At 71.5% G+C, this 16,018-nt stretch carries 16 protein-coding genes and 1 rRNA gene; 3 read left to right on the forward strand and 14 right to left on the reverse strand.

All coding sequences use genetic code 11. The features are described from left to right. Positions 1-120: 120 nt before the first annotated feature. The 5 genes from OG710_RS12045 to OG710_RS12065 form a co-directional block, all read right to left on the reverse strand. Positions 121-1,788, reverse strand: coding sequence for a uroporphyrinogen-III synthase (locus OG710_RS12045; RefSeq protein WP_330239337.1), 1,668 nt, complete (start codon positions 1,786-1,788; stop codon positions 121-123). Beyond that, on the reverse strand, positions 1,785-2,747 hold the full coding sequence (gene hemC, locus OG710_RS12050; RefSeq protein ID WP_330239338.1) for a hydroxymethylbilane synthase: 963 nt from the start codon (positions 2,745-2,747) through the stop codon (positions 1,785-1,787). The genes OG710_RS12045 and hemC overlap by 4 nt, the downstream gene beginning before the upstream one ends. Continuing rightward, a complete protein-coding gene (locus tag OG710_RS12055; protein ID WP_111330156.1) occupies positions 2,744-4,126 on the reverse strand; it encodes a glutamyl-tRNA reductase in 1,383 nt (460 codons plus the stop codon). Before OG710_RS12055 ends, hemC begins: the two co-directional genes overlap by 4 nt. Continuing rightward, positions 4,123-4,890 (reverse strand): redox-sensing transcriptional repressor Rex, encoded by a 768-nt coding sequence (locus tag OG710_RS12060; RefSeq protein ID WP_111330154.1) that lies wholly within the window; start codon positions 4,888-4,890, stop codon positions 4,123-4,125. The genes OG710_RS12055 and OG710_RS12060 overlap by 4 nt, the downstream gene beginning before the upstream one ends. A gap of 272 nt (positions 4,891-5,162) precedes the next feature. Next, positions 5,163-5,438, reverse strand: coding sequence for a glutaredoxin family protein (locus OG710_RS12065; protein WP_330239339.1), 276 nt, complete (start codon positions 5,436-5,438; stop codon positions 5,163-5,165). Positions 5,439-5,543: 105 nt separating this feature from the next. Here OG710_RS12065 and OG710_RS12070 point away from each other — a divergent pair, with 105 nt between their 5' ends. The 3 genes from OG710_RS12070 to OG710_RS12080 all read left to right on the forward strand — a co-directional run bounded on the left by OG710_RS12070 (position 5,544) and on the right by OG710_RS12080 (position 8,988). Beyond that, complete coding sequence (locus OG710_RS12070; protein WP_330239340.1) at positions 5,544-6,491, forward strand: HAD family hydrolase; 948 nt, start codon at positions 5,544-5,546, stop codon at positions 6,489-6,491. A gap of 286 nt (positions 6,492-6,777) precedes the next feature. Continuing rightward, complete coding sequence (locus OG710_RS12075) at positions 6,778-7,551, forward strand: ECF subfamily RNA polymerase sigma factor, BldN family (RefSeq protein WP_111330150.1); 774 nt, start codon at positions 6,778-6,780, stop codon at positions 7,549-7,551. A 231-nt stretch (positions 7,552-7,782) separates the two neighbouring features. Further along, positions 7,783-8,988: a DUF5667 domain-containing protein gene (locus OG710_RS12080; RefSeq protein ID WP_330239341.1), complete on the forward strand. Its 1,206-nt coding sequence runs from the start codon at positions 7,783-7,785 to the stop codon at positions 8,986-8,988. Between the two features lie 27 nt (positions 8,989-9,015). Here OG710_RS12080 and OG710_RS12085 read toward each other — a convergent pair whose 3' ends face one another. From OG710_RS12085 to rrf, 9 genes are all read right to left on the reverse strand, one after another. Then, positions 9,016-10,053 carry a lysophospholipid acyltransferase family protein gene (locus OG710_RS12085; RefSeq protein ID WP_330239342.1) on the reverse strand — a complete coding sequence of 346 codons (1,038 nt, stop codon included), beginning with the start codon at positions 10,051-10,053 and terminating at the stop codon, positions 9,016-9,018. Positions 10,054-10,067: 14 nt separating this feature from the next. Continuing rightward, entirely contained in the window at positions 10,068-11,141 is a 1,074-nt protein-coding gene (locus OG710_RS12090) for an NAD-dependent epimerase/dehydratase family protein (RefSeq protein WP_330239343.1), read from the reverse strand. 146 nt (positions 11,142-11,287) lie between these two features. Then, a complete protein-coding gene (locus OG710_RS12095) occupies positions 11,288-11,386 on the reverse strand; it encodes a 30S ribosomal protein bS22 (protein ID WP_003948845.1) in 99 nt (32 codons plus the stop codon). A gap of 110 nt (positions 11,387-11,496) precedes the next feature. After that, a complete protein-coding gene (locus OG710_RS12100) occupies positions 11,497-11,709 on the reverse strand; it encodes a helix-turn-helix domain-containing protein (protein ID WP_111330146.1) in 213 nt (70 codons plus the stop codon). A 127-nt stretch (positions 11,710-11,836) separates the two neighbouring features. Next, the gene (locus tag OG710_RS12105) at positions 11,837-12,652 is read right to left on the reverse strand and encodes a phosphatase (protein ID WP_330239344.1); all 816 of its coding nucleotides are present in this window, start codon (positions 12,650-12,652) and stop codon (positions 11,837-11,839) included. Positions 12,653-12,729: 77 nt separating this feature from the next. Further along, entirely contained in the window at positions 12,730-13,902 is a 1,173-nt protein-coding gene (locus OG710_RS12110; protein ID WP_330239345.1) for an acetoin utilization protein AcuC, read from the reverse strand. Then, positions 13,871-15,073 carry an MFS transporter gene (locus OG710_RS12115; RefSeq protein WP_330239346.1) on the reverse strand — a complete coding sequence of 401 codons (1,203 nt, stop codon included), beginning with the start codon at positions 15,071-15,073 and terminating at the stop codon, positions 13,871-13,873. The genes OG710_RS12110 and OG710_RS12115 overlap by 32 nt, the downstream gene beginning before the upstream one ends. A 42-nt stretch (positions 15,074-15,115) precedes the next feature. Then, positions 15,116-15,760 carry an HAD family hydrolase gene (locus OG710_RS12120; RefSeq protein WP_330239347.1) on the reverse strand — a complete coding sequence of 215 codons (645 nt, stop codon included), beginning with the start codon at positions 15,758-15,760 and terminating at the stop codon, positions 15,116-15,118. 72 nt (positions 15,761-15,832) lie between these two features. Beyond that, positions 15,833-15,949: ribosomal RNA gene (gene rrf, locus OG710_RS12125) — 5S ribosomal RNA — on the reverse strand. Positions 15,950-16,018 lie beyond the last annotated feature (69 nt).

A 16,018-nucleotide genomic window follows, 5' to 3' on the forward strand; every position in this document is an offset into this window, starting at 1 on the left:
GCCCGCACCGGGCTCTTACCGACACCGGCGCCGGGAAACCCGGCCGGACACACAGCCAAAAACGCGGCGGGGCCCGCCCGCCTCACGAAGAGGCGGACGGGCCCCGAGACCGCGACCGGATCAGGTCGTCGTACGGCGCCTGCGCGCACCCGGACGCCGCTCGCTGGGACGGGTCACCGGGTCACCGGCCTCCCGCGCCGCGTCCCGGCGCCGCGCGCCGAACTCGGCCAGCGCCTCGGCCAGCTTGTGCACCGAGGGCTCCGGCGACAGCACGTCCACGCGCAGCCCGTGCTCCTCGGCGGTCTTCGCCGTGGCGGGGCCGATACAGGCGATGACCGTCACGTTGTGCGGCTTGCCCGCGATGCCGACCAGGTTGCGGACGGTCGAGGACGAGGTGAAGAGCACCGCGTCGAAGCCGCCGCCCTTGATCGCCTCGCGGGTCTCGGCCGGCGGCGGCGAGGCGCGGACCGTGCGGTACGCGGTGACGTCGTCGACCTCCCAGCCCAGCTCGATCAGCCCGGCCACCAGGGTCTCGGTGGCGATGTCGGCCCGCGGCAGGAACACCCGGTCGATCGGGTCGAAGACCGGATCGTACGGCGGCCAGTCCTCAAGGAGACCGGCGGCGGACTGCTCGCCCGAGGGCACCAGATCCGGCTTCACCCCGAAGTCGATCAGCGCGGCGGCGGTCTGCTCGCCCACGGCCGCGACCTTGATCCCGGCGAAGGCACGGGCGTCCAGCCCGTACTCCTCGAACTTCTCCCGGACCGCCTTCACCGCGTTGACGCTGGTGAACGCGATCCACTCGTAGCGGCCGGTGACCAGGCCCTTGACGGCCCGCTCCATCTGCTGGGGCGTACGCGGCGGCTCGACGGCGATCGTCGGCACCTCGTGCGGCACCGCGCCGTAGGAACGCAGCTGGTCGGAGAGCGATGCCGCCTGCTCCTTCGTCCGCGGCACGAGCACCTTCCAGCCGAACATCGGCTTGGACTCGAACCACGCGAGCTGGTCGCGCTGGGCGGCGGAGCTGCGCTCCCCGACCACGGCTATGACCGGCTGATGGCCCTCCGGCGACGGCAGCACCTTGCCCTGCTTGAACACCTGGGCGATCGTCCCGAGGGTCGCCGTCCAGGTCCGCTGGCGGGTCGTCGTGCCGCCGGCCGTCACGGTCAGCGGGGTGTCGGGCTTGCGGCCCGCCGCGACCAGCTCACCGGCGGCCGCGGCCACCGCGTCCAGCGCCGTCGAGATGACGCACGTCGCGTCGCTCGCGCCGACCTCGCTCCAGCAGCGCTCACCGGCCGTACGGGCGTCGACGAAGCGCACGTCGGCGCCCTGCGCGTCCCGCAGCGGCACCCCGGCGTACGCGGGCACCCCCACGGCGTTGGCGATGCCGGGCACGACCTCGAAGGGGATACCGGCCGCGGCGCAGGCCAGCATCTCGGAAGCGGCGTTCCCGTCCAGGCCGGGGTCTCCGGCCACGGCACGGACGACCCGCCTGCCGCCCTTCGCTGCCTCCATGACAAGATTGGCCGCGTCCCTGAGAACGGGCACCCCGGCGGGCGTTGACTGTGCGTCAACAACCGCCAGCTCAGGGGTGCTTACCCCTGCCCGCGCATGGCAGCGGACCACACCGAGAACATCCGGCTCGGCGACAAGGACGTCCGCGCTCGCAAGCGCCTCGACGGCGCGCAGGGTCAGCAGTCCCGGATCGCCGGGCCCGGCACCCAGGAAGGTGACCTGCCCTGCGGAGTGGACCGGGAAATCGTGTGAGGCGGGGCCGGTGGGGCTCAAAGTGCTCGCTCCCCCATAAGACCGGCCGCACCCTTGGCAAGCATCTCGGCCGCGAGTTCGCGACCGATCGCCGCCGCGTCGTCGTGCGACGTGGGAACGGGACCGGTGGTGGACATCTGCACCAGCGAGGCACCGTCGGTGGAACCGACGACACCGCGCAGGCGCAGTTCGTTGACAGCCTGACCGTCGGCGAGGAGATCGGCGTACGCACCCACGGGTGCGGAGCAGCCGGCCTCCAGGGCGGCGAGCAGGGCACGCTCGGCGGTCACGGCGGCCCGGGTGTACGGGTCGTCGAGCTCGGCGAGCGCGGCGGCGAGGTCGGCGCTGCTCGCAGCGCACTCGATCGCCAGTGCTCCCTGACCGGGAGCGGGCAGCACGGTGTCGAACGACAGGAAGTCGGTCGCCTCACCGCTCCGGCCCAGACGGCTGAGCCCGGCCGCGGCGAGAACCACCGCGTCCAGCTCCCCGTCGCGTACAAAACCGATGCGCGTGTCCACATTGCCGCGGATCGGAACGGTCTCGATCTCCATTCCGTGGCTGCGGGCGTACGCGTTGAGCTGGGCCATGCGGCGCGGCGAACCGGTGCCGATCCGGGCACCGGCCGGCAGCTGCTCGAAGGTCAGCCCGTCCCGCGCCACCAGCGCGTCGCGCGGGTCCTCGCGGACCGGTACCGCGGCCAGCACCAGGCCCTCGGTGGGCGCGGTCGGCAGGTCCTTGAGCGAGTGCACGGCGAAGTCCACCTCGCCGCGCAGCAGCGCCTCGCGCAGCGCGGCGACGAACACGCCGGTGCCGCCGATCTGCGCCAGGTGTTCCCGCGAGGTGTCCCCGTACGTGGTGATCTCGACGAGTTCGACGGCGCGGCCGGTCACCTCGCTGACCGCGTCTGCGACGTGGCCGGACTGCGCCATGGCCAGCTTGCTGCGCCGGGTCCCCAGCTTCAGGGGTGAGTTGTCGGTCATGACCGCCCTCGATTCGGGTCGTTCAGGTCTGCCCGTGAGACGGCGGCCACCGTCTGCGGGTCGAGGTCGAAGAGTTCTCGCAGCGCGTCCGCGTAGCCGGCGCCGCCGGGCTCGCTGGCGAGCTGCTTGACCCGCACGGTGGGCGCGTGCAGGAGCTTGTCGACGACGCGGCGCACGGTCTGCGTGATCTCGGCGCGCTGCTTCTCGTCCAGGTCGGGGAGGCGTCCGTCCAGCCGCGTGATCTCGTCCGCGACCACACCGGCGGCCATCGTGCGCAGGGCGACGACGGTCGGGGTGATGTGGGCGGCGCGCTGGGCGGCGCCGAAGGCGGCGACCTCGTCGGCGACGATGGTGCGCACCTGGTCCACGTCGGCGGCCATCGGGGCGTCCGCCGACGCCTCCGCGAGCGACTCGATGTCGACGAGGCGTACCCCGTCGAGGCGCCCGGCGTCCGCGTCGATGTCGCGGGGCATGGCCAGGTCGAGCAGCGCGAGGCGCGCCGGTCCGGTGGACTGGGCGGGGATCAGGCCGCTCGCCGTGTCCCGGCCGAGCGCCCCGGCGACGGCCTCGGCGGTGAGTACGAGTCCGGTGGCCCCGGTGCAGGAGACGACGATGTCGGCACGTGTCAGCTCGCCGGTCACGTCCGCCATCTCCACGGCGTGCGCGCGCACTCCGGTGGAGCCGGGCTGGTTGAGGATCTCGACCAGCCGGTCGGCGCGGGCGCGGGTGCGGTTGGCGACGACGATCTCGGCGACGCCGGTGCGGGCCAGGGTGGCGGCGGCCAGCGAGGACATGGAGCCGGCCCCGATGACGAGGGCGCGCTTGTCCTTCGCCCAGGCCGCGGTGTCGGTGCCCTCGGCGAGCTGTTCCAGGCCGAAGGTGACCAGGGACTGCCCGGCCCGGTCGATCCCGGTCTCGCTGTGGGCGCGCTTGCCGACCCGCAGGGCCTGCTGGAACAGGTCGTTCAGCAGCCGGCCCGCGGTGTGCAGCTCCTGGCCCACGGCCAGCGCGTCCTTGATCTGGCCGAGGATCTGGCCCTCGCCCACGACCATCGAGTCCAGCCCGCAGGCCACCGAGAAGAGGTGGTGGACGGCCCGGTCCTCGTAGTGCACATAGAGATACGGAGTCAGCTCGTCGAGCCCGACGCCGCTGTGCTGGGCGAGCAGCGTGGACAGCTCGGCGACGCCCGCGTGGAACTTGTCCACGTCGGCGTACAGCTCGATGCGGTTGCAGGTGGCCAGGACGGCGGCCTCGGCCGCGGGTTCGGCGGCGAGGGTGTCCTGGAGGAGCTTGGCGCGGGTGTCGGCGGCCAGCGAGGCGCGTTCCAGTACGGAGACGGGGGCGCTGCGGTGGCTCAGCCCCACGAGGAGCAGGCTCATGCCGGCATCACGGCGGGCATGTCCCCGTCGGGTCCCTTCCGGCCGGTGCTGGTGGCGCGCACGGGCGGCGCGGCCGGGTCGGAGGCCGGCTCGGCGCCGTCCTCGCCCGCCTTGCGCTGCTCGTGGAAGGCGAGGATCTGGAGCTCGATGGAGAGGTCCACCTTGCGCACGTCCACGCCGTCGGGCACCGAGAGAACGGTCGGGGCGAAGTTCAGGATGGAGGTGACCCCGGCGGCGACGAGCCGGTCGCACACCTGCTGGGCGGCGCCGGGCGGGGTGGTGATCACGCCGATGGACACGCCGTTCTCGCTGATGATGCGGTCGAGTTCGTCGGCGTGCTGGACGGGGATGCCGGCGACGGGCGTGCCGGTCATCGCCGGGTCGGCGTCGATGAGCGCGGCGACCCGGAAGCCGCGGGAGGCGAAGCCGCCGTAGTTGGCGAGGGCGGCGCCGAGGTTGCCGATGCCGACGATGGCGACCGGCCAGTCCTGGGTGAGGCCGAGCTCGCGCGAGATCTGGTAGACGAGGTACTCGACGTCGTAGCCGACGCCGCGTGTCCCGTAGGAGCCGAGGTAGCTGAAGTCCTTGCGCAGCTTGGCGGAGTTGACCCCCGCCGCCGCCGCGAGTTCCTCGGAGGAGACCGTGGGTACCGAGCGCTCGGAGAGCGCGGTCAGCGCGCGGAGATACAGCGGGAGACGGGCGACAGTGGCCTCGGGAATTCCTCGGCTGCGGGTCGCCGGTCGGTGATTTCGGCCAGTTGCCACGATGCTCCTGCGGGATGAGCGGGGCTGCAGGCGGCCGTATGTCCCTAGACCGCCCCGTCGAATGCAGGCTATGTCTTTGTGAACGCGTGCACAAAGATAGTGTCCGGTTTGTCCGGTCAAAGTGACCGGGGTCACGCACATACGTCGCGCGATCCCGGAACCATGGATCGCATCAGCCCGTTGCAGGCCCGAAGGGGGCAAAGCCGAACACACTCCTCACAGCTACGCCCCCGAGACCACTCAAAACGCCCATGATGGTAACCGGGTTTCGGTCAGGAAAGCAGCGCGCTGCGCAGTCTCGCCGGGTCCACCCGCCAGAACGTGTGCTGTTCGTTATCCACGAGCACCACGGGGATCTGTTCCCAGTACTCCCGGTACAGCTCCTCGTCCCGGGTGATGTCCTTCTCCTCCCAGGAGGCGCCGGTCTCCTCGCACACCGCGCGGACCACGTCGCGGGCGTCGTCGCAGAGGTGGCAGCCCGGCTTCCCCACCAGGGTCACCACCCGCTCGGCGGGGTCCTTCTTCTTACGTCGCAGCAGGGCACTCATGTCCTCATTCTGCGTCGGCGGACGGGGCGCCCCGGACACCAGGAGTTCACGCCCCCGCATCACGGCGGAACCCGGAGCACCGGGCCGACTGGCTATGCTCGCCGCATGGCCGCTCTTGGATGGCTCACCCCCCGCAGGCGTTCCGCTACCGCGCGCAGCGTCCTGGCAGGCGAGGCGGCGGCGGAGGCCGCGCGGAAGTCCTCGCTGCAAGCCGGGTCCGCCGCGGCGGAGACCGAGGCGGAGGACACCGGGGCGCGGGAGCCCGAGTTCCCCGTCGTCGGCGACGAACGGGCCGCCGCCTTCTTCGACCTCGACAACACCGTGATGCAGGGCGCCGCGCTCTTCCACTTCGGCCGCGGCCTGTACAAGCGGAAGTTCTTCGAGCGCCGCGAGCTGACCCGGTTCGCCTGGCAGCAGGCGTGGTTCCGGCTGGCCGGCGTCGAGGACCCGGAGCACATGCAGGACGCCCGCGACAGCGCGCTGTCCATCGTCAAGGGCCACCGCGTCTCCGAGCTGATGTCGATCGGCGAGGAGATCTACGACGAGTACATGGCCGACCGCATCTGGCCCGGCACCCGCGCCCTGGCCCAGGCCCACCTCGACGCGGGCCAGAAGGTGTGGCTGGTCACGGCCGCCCCGGTGGAGACCGCCACCATCATCGCCCGCCGCCTCGGCCTGACCGGCGCCCTCGGCACCGTCGCCGAATCGGTCGACGGCGTGTACACCGGGCGCCTGGTCGGCGAACCGCTGCACGGACCCGCGAAGGCGGAGGCGGTGCGCGCGCTGGCCGCGGCGGAGGGCCTGGACCTGGCGCGCTGCGCCGCGTACAGCGACTCGCACAACGACATCCCGATGCTGTCGCTGGTGGGCCACCCGTACGCCATCAACCCGGACGCCAAGCTGCGCAAGCACGCCCGCGCCCTGGACTGGCGGCTGCGCGACTACCGCACCGGCCGCAAGGCGGCCAAGGTCGGCATCCCGGCCGCCGCGGGCGTCGGCGCGCTGGCCGGCGGCACGGTCGCCGCGGTCGCCCTGCACCGCCGCCGCCGCTGACCCTCCGCGCCCGTGTACGTCAACACGGAGCAACGTTTCACCCACCACAACCCGTCGCGCCCACAGACAGATCCCGAAGCAAAACGATCAACAAGTGGTCACGACGAGCGACTCAGTGCGTCGAAAAGTTGGCACAGAAGCGACGCAATCGATGATTTGTGCAACTGGGCGTAGTGCGGCCTGTACGAAGCGTTATTCTCCTCAGACGCATTCCGGACCCGCCGCTCACCACGACGAGTGACGGTTTCGCACTGCTCGTGATGGAAGCTCTGCCTCTGGGAGTCCCGTGTACCCACACGTCGGGGTTGACGCCTCGGGCCTGGCTACGCTGCGCGCATCCGTAGCCGAACGCATGCGCGGCTTCGTCCCCACCGCGTACGCCGTACCCGCATTCGCCACCCCTGCACCTGCCGGCCCCTGCTACGCCCTGGCCGAACGCTCCGCGGCGGTCGGAAGACGCGGCAACCGCGCGGCGGCGACCGCGCCCGTCCGGCGGCCCGCCGCCGACAGCGACAGCGCGCGCATGATGGAGCTCGTCGAGCGCGCGCAGGCCGGCGAGGCCGACGCCTTCGGCCGCCTCTACGACCAGTACAGCGACACCGTCTACCGCTACATCTACTACCGCGTGGGCAGCAAGGCGACGGCGGAGGACCTCACCAGCGAGACCTTCCTGCGCGCCCTGCGCCGCATCTCCACCTTCACCTGGCAGGGCCGCGACTTCGGCGCCTGGCTGGTCACGATCGCGCGCAACCTGGTCGCCGACCATTTCAAATCCAGTCGCTTCCGGCTGGAAGTGACCACCGGCGAAATGCTCGACGCCAACGAGGTCGCCCGCAGCCCCGAGGACTCCGTCCTGGAGTCCCTCTCCAACGCCGCGCTGCTCGAAGCCGTGCGCCGGCTCAACCCCCAGCAGCAGGAATGCGTGACCCTGCGCTTCCTCCAGGGCCTGTCGGTCGCCGAGACCGCCCGCGTGATGGGCAAGAACGAAGGCGCGATCAAGACCCTCCAGTACCGTGCCGTCCGCACCCTCGCCAGGCTCCTCCCGGACGATGCCCGCTGACCCCCACTCCCCCGGCCGGCCGCCGGCCCCCGCCGACGCCTTCAGCGCGCACTGGTCCGATCATCCTTCGTGCGTAACCCAAGTGCCGCGCCACTCGTTGTGCCGGTTGCAGGCCCCCTGTCGTCACACCATGCCCGCGGACGCTCACTCGATCGTGTGGAAGCGCTCAAGGTGTGCAACCTTCCGGACACCCAGGGGAGTCGACCGTCATGACGAGAGGAGGTGCCGCCAGTGATCGCAAACGTCTCGGCACACCGGCGGGCGAACGCCTTCGCCCAGGCCCTGGAGGAGCAGTCGCTCCGCGGTGCGGCGGCCGTACAGCCCGAGGACCCGGCCGAACAGGCCGACCGAGGAGCGCTGTTGGCCCTGGCGACCGGCCTCGGCGAACTGCCGAAGCCGCAGTTGGACCCCGAGGTCAAAGTGGTGCAGCGAGCCCAGCTCGTCGCCGCCATGGAGGCCGCGTTCGCCGAGGGAGGCGCATCCGCGGACCCTACGGTGCCCGAACAACGGAGCAGGAACAGCCACCGCGCGTCCCCGCTCCGCAAGCTGCGCCCGAAATCCCGCTGGACCAAGGGCCTCGCCGCCGGCGGACTCACGGTCGGTGTGGCGGCCGGCGCCTTCGGCGGAGTCGCCGCCGCCAGCTCCGACGCCCTCCCCGGTGACTCCCTCTACGGCCTGAAACGCGGCATGGAGGACCTCCACCTGGGCCTCACCCGCGACGACACCGACCGCGGCGAGATCTACCTCGACCAGGCGTCCACCCGTCTCAGCGAAGCCCGCCGGCTCATGGAGCGCGCCCGCTCCGGCCACCTCGACCACGAACAGCTCGGCGAGATCCGGCGCACCCTCAACGGCATGACCCACGACGCCACCGAGGGCCACCGCCTCCTGCACGCCGCGTACGAACGGGACGGCGCCCTGGGCCCGATCCAGACCCTGGACTCCTTCTCCCGCTCCCACCGCGCCACCTGGAGCAGTCTCCGCAACCGCCTCCCGGTCCAGCTCAGCGACGTGGGCGACCAGGTCAGCTCCGTGTTCGCCGCCATAGACGAAGAGGTCGCACCGCTCCAGTCGCTGTTCCCGCGCGCCCCGGAGCAGGGCGCCGAATCCCAGCGCTCCGACTCCTCGGACACCCGCACCGGCCCCTCGACCGGCCCGTCGCAGGCCCCCGCGCCCTCCTCCTCCACACGCGACGACGACAGCGGTACGGGCGACAGCTCCTCGCCGCGCCCCTCGGACGCCGGCAGCAGCCCCGCGGAAGGCGGCGGTCTGATCGGCGGCGGCACGGACGGCCTGTTCGACCCGCCCTCGCCCGACACCACCAGCCCGTCGCACGAGACCCCGAGTCAGACGCCGACCCCGGACATCACCATCCCGCCGCTGCTGCCCGGCCTCATCGGCGGCCTGGGCATCGACCCCGAGGACGACCGGGGCTGACCGGCCCCACCGGTGCGGCGGCGGCCGTCAGAAGAACACCGACCGCCGCTGCACCAACAACCGGTACAGCGTGTGCTGGATCTGCTCCCGCACCTGATCCGTCAGGTTGAACATCAGCATCGGGTCCTCCGCCGCCTCCAGCGGATAGCCGTCCGTCGCGATCGGCTCACCGAACTGGATCGTCCACTTCGTCGGCAGCGGCACCATCCCCAGCGGCCCCAGCCAGGGGAACGTCGGCGTGATCGGGAAGTACGGGAAGCCCAGCAGCCGCGCCAGCGTCTTCGCGTTCCCCACCATCGGGTAGATCTCCTCCGCGCCCACGATCGAGCACGGCACGATCGGCACCCCGGCCTTCAGGGCCGTCGACACGAACCCGCCCCGCCCGAAGCGCTGGAGCTTGTACCGCTCGCCGAACGGCTTGCCGATCCCCTTGAAGCCCTCCGGCATCACCCCGACGACCTCGCCGTTGCGCAGCAGCCGCTCCGCGTCCTCCGCGCACGCCAGTGTGTGCCCCGCCTTGCGGGCCAGCTCGTTGACGACCGGCAGCATGAAGACCAGGTCAGCCGCGAGCAGCCGCAGATGCCGGTCGGCCGGATGGTGGTCGTGCACGGCGACCTGGAGCATCAGCCCGTCCAGCGGCAGCGTCCCGGAATGGTTGGACACGATGAGCGCCCCGCCCTCGGCCGGGATGTTCTCGATGCCCTTCACCTCGACCCGGAAGTACTTCTCGTACACCGGCCGCAGCAGCGACATCAGGACCTGGTCCGTCAGCTCCTCGTCGTAGCCGAACTCGTCGACGTCGTACTCGCCGGTGACCCGCCTGCGCAGGAACGCCAGCCCGCCCGCGATCCGCCGGTCCCAGGACCCCCGCCCCTCTTCCCCGGACCGTCCGGCGCCCCTCTGGGGGCTTTCTCGGGGGCTTTCCGGGCCGTCGTCCGCCCGGCCGCCGGGCAGGGCGGACACCGACCCCGTGCCGCGTACCGGAGGGCGCCGGCGCGCGGGGCGCGGCGATCCCCCCGGCCGCGAACGGTCGTCGTCGAACGGAATGACCTTGGCATCCGCCATCGCGCTGCGCTCCTCTACCTGGCGCTCGGGGTCCGGTCGGGGGCGGCGCCGTCCCCGGCGATCAGGGGCACGGCCGCGGCCACCCGGTCCACGGCCCGGCCCACCGCCTCGGGCGGCAGCAGGCCCGGCGCCCGGCTGCGGGCGAACTCCGCGAACGTCTCGCCCGTGGAGTACTTCGGCGAGAACCCCAGGGTCTCGCGCATCTGGACCGTGGAGACCACCCTGCCATGGGTGAGCAGCCGGATCTGCTCCGGCGAGAAGTCCGTCATGCCGACCGCCCGCAGCGCCTGCCCGACCCAGGTGACCGCCGGCAGCAGCAGCGGCACCGTGGGCCGCCCCAGCCGCCGCGCGCACTGCGAGAGCAGCAGCACCCCGTCGCCCGCGATGTTGAACGTGCCGCTGTTGAGCGTGGAGCGCCGGGGCTCGCTCGCCGCGATGCCCAGGACGTCGAGCACGTCGTCCTCGTGGACGAACTGGAGCCGGGGGTCGTAACCGAAGACGGTCGGCAGCACCGGCAGCGAGAGGTAGTCGGCGAGCGGCGAGTCCGCGTCCGGGCCCAGGATGTTCGCGAACCGCAGCACGCACACCGCGACGTCCGGCCGGCGCCGGGCGAAGCCCCGTACATAGCCCTCGACCTCCGCCGCGTCCTTCGCGAAGCCGCCGCCCGGCAGCGACTTGGGCGGGGTCGTCTCGTGGAAGACCGCCGGGTCGCGGGGCGCCGAACCGTACACGCCGGTACTGGACTTCACCACCAGCCGCTGCACCGAGGGCGCCTTCTGGCAGGCCCCCAGGAGCTGCATGGTGCCGATGACGTTGGTCTCCTTGACGGCCGACCGCCCCTGGGCGCCGAGCGCGAACCCGCTGACATCCAGATGCACGACGGTGTCCACGGAGTGTTCGGCGAGCACGCGGGCGACGGCCGGGCCCCGGATGTCGGCCCGGGTGAAGACGGCGTCGCCCAGGTCGTGCTCCGGCGGGACCGCGTCGAGCGCGATCACCCGCTCCACGTCCGGGTCACGCTGGACACGCCGCACGAAACGGCCGGCCAGCTGCCGGGCCGCTCCCGTGACGAGCACGACCTTCCCCACGATCAGCGCCTTCCGTCGGTCTCCCGTGCGAGGGGTGAGAAGTACCGCAGAACGTCACCGTAACGGGTGGACACCTCCCGTACACAGCACCGCAGCCCTCCCGCCGGTCGATCGGCGGAAGGGCTGCGGACACGAACTGCGTTCGCCTACTTCTTGTTGCGACGCTGAACGCGCGTGCGCTTGAGCAGCTTGCGGTGCTTCTTCTTGGCCATCCGCTTGCGCCGCTTCTTGATAACAGAGCCCACGACTACCCTCGCTCACTTCTTCTTCACTGGTGCGGGGCGTCTGGGCCCACACGACCTACGTCGGCCTAGCCTACCCGCCACCGCGTGAGGGACGTAATCCGAGGGGAATCTCAGGCCGATGCCACCCCCACGAAGGACTCGCGCAGATACTCGTGAACCGCTTGCTCCGGCACCCGGAAGGACCTGCCCACCCGGATCGCCGGCAGATGACCGCTGTGCACCAGGCGGTACACGGTCATCTTCGACACTCTCATGACCGCGGCGACTTCCGCCACGGTCAGGAACTTGACCTCGCTCAGAGGACTCTCGCTGTCAGCAGCCATGACTCACCTGTACCTTCCGCACGAGACGCGCACCGGCTTCCCCTCCGGTGACTCTTCGTCGCTGTGCGCTCACTCCCCAGGTTAGGGGCGGGTGATGCGAGTGGGGAAGAGGAGAGACGATCGGCCGCTACTGTGACAGACACGCCCGATTGAGTACATAGCGCGTGAGCGGCAAGTAGTACGCGGACCGCACCGCGTCGTCCAGCGGAACCGTCACCGCCACCCGCCCCTCGGCCTCCCCGACGAACAGCGCCGGGTCGTCCGTATCCGCCAGGCCGATCGCCTCGATGCCCAGCTGACCTGCCCCGCAGACCCAGCCGTGATCCCCCACGACCAGCTCCGGAACCGGCCCGCACCCGGCCGCAGCGGCCTCCAGAGCGACCCGCACCGGCAGCGGGGAATGGGAGTGTGCGCCGGTGCCACCACCGGCCGGCCCCGCGCCGGGTTCACGCACCAGCGCGACACCCCGTACGTAGTCGAGGTTGTGCGTACGTACGCCAAACCGAGTCGTTATGTCGATACATCGCCCCTGCGCCGGGGTGAGGACAGGACATCCCGCCGACGACAAAGCGTCTGCCAGCGCCGCGTAGAAACCGATCAGCCGATGCGGATGCCCGGTCCCGAACAGCACCGGCGCCCGCCGCGCCGCCGCCTCCGACAGCCGGGCCGCGAACGCGTCGAGACCGGCCACCGTGCGCTCGGGGTCGATCACATCGGGCCCCGACACATGCGCGGGATCGTCCGAGACCCCGCACCTGTCCGCCATCAACTCCAGCAGCTCCCGCTCACCCCAGCCCCGCTCCGGGGCCAGCCCGAGCGTCACCCGGGGGTCGCGGGCCGCGAACAGCCGATAACTCCGCAGGCTCACCTCGCGCGAGGTGGCCACGGGCCCGGCCAGCCGGGCCGCCAGCAGATGCGCACGCAGCGCTCCGGTGCTCAACACCCCACCGATGCTGCACGAACCGGCCCGCCCAGGGGCCAAAAGCCCGATGACGCCCCACAGTCGGCGTAACCGTGCCGTCAGGTCAGCAGCCCCCGCAGCGGGAACGCCGCCCGCCGCGTCGCCAGCACCGCCTGGTCCAGCCGGTCCGCCGGGTCGTAGCCGTCCTCCCACGACGACCACGCGGGCGTCCGCCCGTCCGTCATCCGGGCCGGCCCCAACTGCCGTGTGCGCGCGTACACCTCGTCCCGCCACGACGACGGGATCACCGACTCCGGGTCCACCGGGGCGTGCGCCGCGATGCCCACCAGATGCGTCCAGGACCGGGGCACCACGTCCACCACGGCGTACCCGCCGCCCCCGAGCGCCACCCAGCGCCCGTCGTCGGCGTAGGTGTGCGCGAGGTCGTGGCAGGCCGCCATCACCGACCGCTGTGCGTCCAGCGACACCGCCAGATGCGCCAGCGGGTCCTCGAAGTGCGTGTCCGCGCCGTGCTGCGAGACCAGCACCTGCGGCCGGAAGTCCGCGAGCAGTTCCGGCACCACCGCGTGGAAGGCCCGCAGCCATCCGGCGTCCCCGGTCCCGGCCGGCAACGCCACGTTGACCGCCCCGCCCTCACCGGCGCCCGACCCGGTCTCCTCCGGCCAGCCGGTCTGCGGGAACAGGGTGCGCGGATGCTCGTGCAAGGAGATGGTCAGCACCCTGGGGTCCTCCCAGAAGGCCGCCTGCACCCCGTCGCCGTGGTGCACGTCGACATCGACGTACGCGACGCGCTCGGCGCCCAGTTCCAGGAGCCGGGCGATGGCCAGCGCCGGGTCGTTGTAGACGCAGAATCCGGCGGCCCCGCCGGGCATCGCGTGGTGCAGCCCGCCCGTGAAGTTCACCGCGTGCCGGGTCTCGCCCCGCCACACTGCCTCGGCGGCGGCCACGGACTGCCCGGCGATCAGCGCGGACACCTCGTGCATCCCGGCGAACGCCGGATCGTCCACGGTCCCGAGCCCGTACGCCTGGTCCGCCGACCGGGGGGCGGCCGACGCGGCCTTCACCGCCGCCACGTAGTCCGGCCGGTGCACAAGCCGCAGCGTGGAGTCGCCGGCCGGTTTGGCCGTCACCACGTCCACCGCCCGGTCGAGGCCGAACGCCCGCACCAGACCCATCGTGAGGGCAAGCCGGACCGGGTCCATCGGGTGGCTCTCCCCGAAGTCGTAGCCCGTTACTGCGTCATCCCACATCAGCTGTGCGCGGCCGCTCATGCCCGCCACCGTATCGGGCGGGTTCCGCCCCGAACGACTTGGCGTACAGGAGCGTCGCGAGCACCAGCACCATGGGCACCAGCATCGCGCCCCGGTAGCTCCAGGCGTCCCCGAGCGCCCCGACGAGCGGGGAGCCGACGAGGAAGCCGACGTAGTTGAAGATGTTCAGCCGGGCGATCGCGGTGTCGCTCGCGCCGGGGAACATCCGCCCGGCCGCGGCGAACGTCTGCGGCACGATCACGCACAGCCCGAGCCCCAGCAGGGTGAACCCGAGCATGCCCGTCCAGGCCCCGCCGGCGACGGCCACCACGGCGAACCCGGCCGCCGCCAGCACCGTGCCGCCCCGCACCACGGCCGCCGCGCCGAACCGCCGCACCCCGAGGTCGCCGACGGCCCGCCCCAGCAGCGTGGTCACCATGTAGACGTTGTACGGGACGGTGGCCAGCTGCTCCGAACTGCCCAGCACGTCCTGGAGGTACTTGGCGCTCCAGTTGGAGACCGTCGAGTCCCCGATGTACGCGAAGCACATCACCAGGCACAGCGGCAGCAACAGCCGGAACGAGACGGTCCCGGCCGTCCCCCGGGCCGGTTCGGCGCCCGGCTTCTCGTCCGTGCCCTCCGCGTACCAGCGGCTGCCGAGGAGCGCCGCGGGCAGCAGCACCACGACCGCGGGAAGATACGAGACCAGCAACGACAGGTCCCAGTGCGCCCCGGCCCACGCCATCGAGGCCCCGGCGATCCCGCCCAGGCTGTACGCGGCGTGGAACCCCAGCATGATGGAACGCCCGTACGCCCGCTGGAGGCTGACGCCGATCATGTTCATGGACGCGTCGAGCGCGCCGACCGCCAGCCCGAACACCCCGAGGGCGACGGCGGCCTGCCAGATCTCGCTTCCGGCGCCGACGCCGAGGAGCGCGAGGAGCACGACGGGCTGTGCCCAGCGCAGGACCACCCGCGGCCGGACCCGGGCGACCAGCTTCTCGGTGAGCACACTGCCCGCACCGGCCAGGATCGGCACGGCGGCGAGGAACACGGGCAGCAGGCCGTCGGATATCCCGTACCGGTCCTGGATCGCGGGTATCCGCGTCACCAGGAGGGCGAAGGTGACCCCCTGCACGAAGAAGCTCAACGCGAGGGACGCCCTGCCGTGCCGCAACCGTGCATCTGTCATGGCGGCGAGCGTAGAGCCAGTTTCTACCGGTGGGTAGATACGTCAGGCAAGCAATTCCGGCAGCTGGCTCATGTCGGAGAAGTGCCCGGTCACACCGGTCAGCCGGGCCGCGGGCATCATCGAGGTGAACCCGTACACGTCCATGCCGGCGGCCCTGGCCGCTTCGACCCCGAGCGGGCTGTCCTCGATGACGACGCACCGGTCGGGTGCGACGCCCATGCGTTCGGCGGCGTGCAGGAAGAGGTCGGGGGCCGGCTTGCCCACGCGGACGTCCTCGGCGCTGAAGATCCATTCCTCCTCGAACCACTGGTCGAGCCCGGTCCTGCGGTGGCTGACCCGGATGCGCTGGTGGCTGCTGGAGGAGGCGACGCAGTACGGGATGCCGTCGGCGACCAGCATGCCCAGCACGTCGTCGACGCCGGGGACGGGCTCCAGCTCCTCTTCGAACGCGGCGAAGGTGCGTGAGTGGAGCGTGACGTCGAAGTCCTCGGGCAGCTTGGTCCCGGTCCGTTCGAGGATGGTGTCGTGGACGCGGTGCACGGCGGAGCCCATGTAGTCCCGCAGGGACTCCTCGTACGAGGTGGGGTGCCCCAGCTCCGTGAGGTAGGCGGCCAGGATGGTGTTGGCAATCGGCTCGCTGTCGACGAGCACACCGTCGTTGTCGAAGATGACAAGTTCGTAGCGCATGACACGACCTTAAAGGGTCGGAACGCAGAAAAGCCCCGTGCCACAAGGGCACGGGGCTTTCCCACAATGATTGTTCGGCGGCGTCCTACTCTCCCACAGGGTCCCCCCTGCAGTACCATCGGCGCTGAAAGGCTTAGCTTCCGGGTTCGGAATGTAACCGGGCGTTTCCCTAACGCAATGACCACCGAAACACTATGAAATTCTGAACAGAACCGGACATGGACACGGCTGTTCGTTATTTCAGAACTAACACAGTGG

The organism is Streptomyces sp. NBC_00525 (assembly GCF_036346595.1).
Classification (GTDB): Bacteria; Actinomycetota; Actinomycetes; order Streptomycetales; family Streptomycetaceae; genus Streptomyces.